This is a genomic window from Fibrobacter sp. (assembly GCA_024398965.1).
In the GTDB taxonomy this organism is placed as follows: Bacteria; Fibrobacterota; Fibrobacteria; order Fibrobacterales; family Fibrobacteraceae; genus Fibrobacter.
On record JAKSIF010000095.1, the window covers coordinates 1 to 3,824 of the forward strand.

Sequence of the window (3,824 nt, forward strand, 5' to 3'; positions counted from 1 at the left end):
GCAGCTGACTCTTAATCAGCGGGTCGCAGGTTCGACCCCTGCATCATCCACTAAAGACCACTCGAAAGAGTGGTCTTTTTGTTTGCGTAGACATGCAAATTTTTCAAAAATCGATCGTTTTGTTTTTTTTTGTAGTTTGTTTAAAGAAATATTTTACATATAATGATTTTTTCTTGATACAAAATACTATCTTTGAATGAAATAAATACAACGGATCTGTATTATGAAAATTGTTCTTCCTGTTGCTGGGATGGGCGTCCGTCTCCGTCCTTATACCGAAAATCTGCCGAAGTGCTTGCTTCCGGTGGCCGGTAAGACTATTTTGGACTGGATTGTAGAAGATTCCCTTTTTCTGAAACCTGCTGAAACCATCTTCATTACTGGTTACAAGGCTGAGTGTGTTGATTCCTTCTTGGCTGCAAAGTCCAACTGGGGCAATACCCGCACTGTAATCCAGGCTAATCCTCAGGGACTTGGTGAAGCAATTAGTTTGTCTTTGCCCTATGTTTCCGATGATGAACCGCTCCTGATTATTCTTGGCGATACCTTGTTTGAAGCAGACCTTTCCATCCTGGAAAATGCACAGGACAACATTCTGTACACTTACAAGGTTGACGATCCTCGTCGTTTTGGTGTTGCCGTCACCGATAAGGACGGTCGCATTGAACGTTTGGTTGAAAAGCCCCAGGAATTCGTTTCTGACGAGGCAATCGTGGGCATCTACTACATCAAGGATACCAAGGTCCTGAAGGAATCCTTGAAGTATTTGATGGATAACGACATTCGTACCAAGAACGAGTTCCAGCTGACAGATGCTCTTGAGATGATGATCCAGAAGGGTTGCCGTTTCCGTACTGCGCCTGTGACCAAGTGGCTCGACTGCGGCTTGGCAGAAACTTTGATTGAAACGAATGCTGAGGTTCTTGGCCGTAACGACAACTCTGCAGATTTCGCTGCCGAAGGTGTGAAGGTTGTTGCTCCCTGCCACATCGGGAAGAATGTGAAACTGTCTAATTGCACCGTCGGTCCTAACGTGGCAGTTGGTGATAATTGCGTTATCGAAAATGCGACCGTGAGCGACGCTGTTCTGTGGAATGGAGTCAAGGTTTGTGACAAGACTGTCTGCAAGCAGATTGTTCACGAGTAGATTTCGAGGGAAGCGCGAAAGCTATCCTATAGTTCTCGTTGAAATTGTGAAAAGTCCGAGGTGTAGTTCCTTGGACTTTTCTTTATTTCGAGGCGAATGCCGCGGCAAAATGCTTGCATTTTGACATGGTTGAGCCGAAGGTATTTATGCAAAAAATCCCGACGGTTTTAGAACCGCCGGGATTTTTAGTTAGGTTGTGCGCGGGTGATGCCCGCGCCATGTTCCTTTATTTTACGCCAATCAAAGACAGGTCGCGTACTGCGCCCTTATCAGCAGAGGTAGCCATGGCGGCGTAAGCCTGCAGAGCCTTGGAGACTACGCGGTCGCGAGAAACCGGCTTCCACGCCTGAGCGCCACGAGCTTCCATAGCCTTGCGGCGTGCGGCAAGTTCGTCGTCGGTGAGCTGCACGTTGATGGTGCGGTTCGGGATATCGATTTCGATAACGTCACCAGTTTCAACCAGGCCGATGTTACCCTTGTTGGCGGCTTCCGGAGAAGCGTGACCAATGGAAAGACCGCTGGTACCGCCAGAGAAGCGACCGTCGGTAAGGAGAGCGCAGCTCTTACCCAGGTGACGGCTCTTCAGGTAAGAAGTGGGGTACAGCATTTCTTGCATGCCCGGACCACCCTTAGGACCTTCGTAGCGGATAACCACAACGTCGCCAGCCTTCACCTTGTCGCCAAGGATGCCGTTGACTGCGTCTTCCTGAGATTCGAACACAACGGCGGGACCGGTGAACTTCCAGATGGATTCGTCAACGCCTGCAGTCTTCACGATGCAGCCGTCCTGAGCCAGGTTGCCGTAAAGAACAGCGAGACCGCCGTCCTTGGTGTAGGCATGTTCGCCATCGCGGATTGCGCCAGTGGCACGGTCGGTATCCAGGGATTCGTAGTAGGTGCTCTGGCTGAAGGCAACCAGATTGTACTTGCGGCCGGGGCCTGCGAGATAACGCTGCTTCACTTCTTCAGAAGCGTTGCCGCGCATAATGTCGTTAGCTTCCAGGGCTTCGCCCATGGTTGCTGCGTGAACAGTCTTTGCGTTCTTGTGGATGAGGCCCATGCGGTCCAGTTCGCCAAGGATGCCCATGATACCGCCAGCGCGGTTCACCTGTTCGATATGGATGTTGTGAACGGTGGGAGCAACCTTACAGATGCAGGGAGTGTTCAGGGAAAGACGGTTGATGTCCTTCATGGTGAAGTTTACGCCAGCTTCCTGGGCAACAGCCAACAGGTGGAGTACGGTGTTGGAGGAACCGCCCATGGCGATGTCCAGACGCATGGCGTTTTCGAAGGCGTCCATGGTAGCGATGCTACGGGGCAGGATGCTTTCGTCGCCTTCGTCGTAATACTTGTGGCAGAGTTCCACGATGCGCTTACCGGCTGCTTCGAACAGCTTCTTACGTTCGGAGTGGGTAGCAACGATGGTGCCGTTGCCCGGCAGAGAAAGACCAAGAGCTTCGGTGAGGGAGTTCATGGAGTTTGCGGTGAACATGCCGGAGCAGGAACCGCAAGTGGGGCAGGCGTTAGCTTCGATTGCTGCAACTTCTTCGTCGGAAACGGAGTTGTCAGCGGAATCGATCATGGCGTCAATCAGATCCAGGGCGCGATCCTTGCCGTCCTTGGTGGTGACGTGACCAGCTTCCATAGGACCGCCGGAAACGAAGATTGCAGGAATGTTCAGGCGCATGGCGGCCATGAGCATACCCGGGGTCACCTTGTCGCAGTTGGAGATGCAGACCAGGGCGTCGGCGCGGTGTGCATTTGCCATGTATTCGGTGGAGTCTGCAATGAGGTCGCGGGAGGGGAGGCTGTAAAGCATGCCGTCGTGACCCATGGCGATACCGTCGTCCACAGCGATGGTGCTCATTTCCTTGGCGACACCACCTGCGGCTTCGATAGCGCGGGCAACGATCTGGCCCACGTCCTTCAGATGAACGTGACCCGGAACGAACTGGGTATAGCTGTTAACAACGCAAATCACCGGCTTGCCAAAGTCTTCCACCTTGGTACCTGTTGCGTGCCAAAGGGCACGTGCACCGGCCATTTCGCGGCCTTCCATAGTCTTCAACGAACGAAGTTTCGGCATAATGTTACCTCATAAAAATTTGAACGAGGAAAATATAGTAAAGGGGCTCTTCTAAAATTCCCTCAAGTCGTCAATGAAGTACTGCAATGCAGAATATTTAAAGACTGGCCTTACGCCGAAATCCCCGTTTTCAAGGCTATGTTTAAATGCTTGGACATATTCCTGGAATTCACGGATAATTGTATTGATATTTCTCTTTAATTCTAGCCATTCTTTTTTATCCACAGCACTATTTCGTTCTATATCAGATTCTTGGATGATTACTGCTTTTGTGTAATCAATGCCTGGTTGTCCTTTCTGCTGATCATCTTTTCGCTCTGAGGTGTAGAAATAGAATGCAAACTTGTGTTTTAAGTTTGTTCTAAATGGAATGGCGAACATTTTATCCTTGCATTCAATAACTAAGGTAAGGTAGGGGCGTCCGTCCTTGTCGGAAAGGATTTCCCTGTGTTCTTTGTGCTTCTCGTAGAAGTCTTTTTTCAGGACAACAGTTTTTACTTCGTTCATTTATTTTTCCTCAAAACAAAAAAAAATCCGCATTCCGTTGTGATATACGAAATGCGGATTTTCATCCAATGGCCGTTCTTTTTT

At 49.9% G+C, this 3,824-nt stretch carries 3 protein-coding genes; 1 reads left to right on the forward strand and 2 read right to left on the reverse strand.

The genetic code is table 11. From position 1 onward, the window contains the following. Positions 1–223 precede the first annotated feature (223 nt). The gene (locus tag MJZ26_14630; protein MCQ2107013.1) at positions 224–1,147 is read left to right on the forward strand and encodes an NTP transferase domain-containing protein; all 924 of its coding nucleotides are present in this window, start codon (positions 224–226) and stop codon (positions 1,145–1,147) included. 226 nt (positions 1,148–1,373) lie between these two features. Here MJZ26_14630 and ilvD read toward each other — a convergent pair whose 3' ends face one another. Both ilvD and MJZ26_14640 read right to left on the reverse strand, forming a co-directional pair. After that, on the reverse strand, positions 1,374–3,233 hold the full coding sequence (ilvD, locus tag MJZ26_14635; protein MCQ2107014.1) for a dihydroxy-acid dehydratase: 1,860 nt from the start codon (positions 3,231–3,233) through the stop codon (positions 1,374–1,376). A gap of 51 nt (positions 3,234–3,284) precedes the next feature. Next, positions 3,285–3,740: a hypothetical protein gene (locus tag MJZ26_14640; GenBank protein MCQ2107015.1), complete on the reverse strand. Its 456-nt coding sequence runs from the start codon at positions 3,738–3,740 to the stop codon at positions 3,285–3,287. Positions 3,741–3,824: the final 84 nt, after the last annotated feature.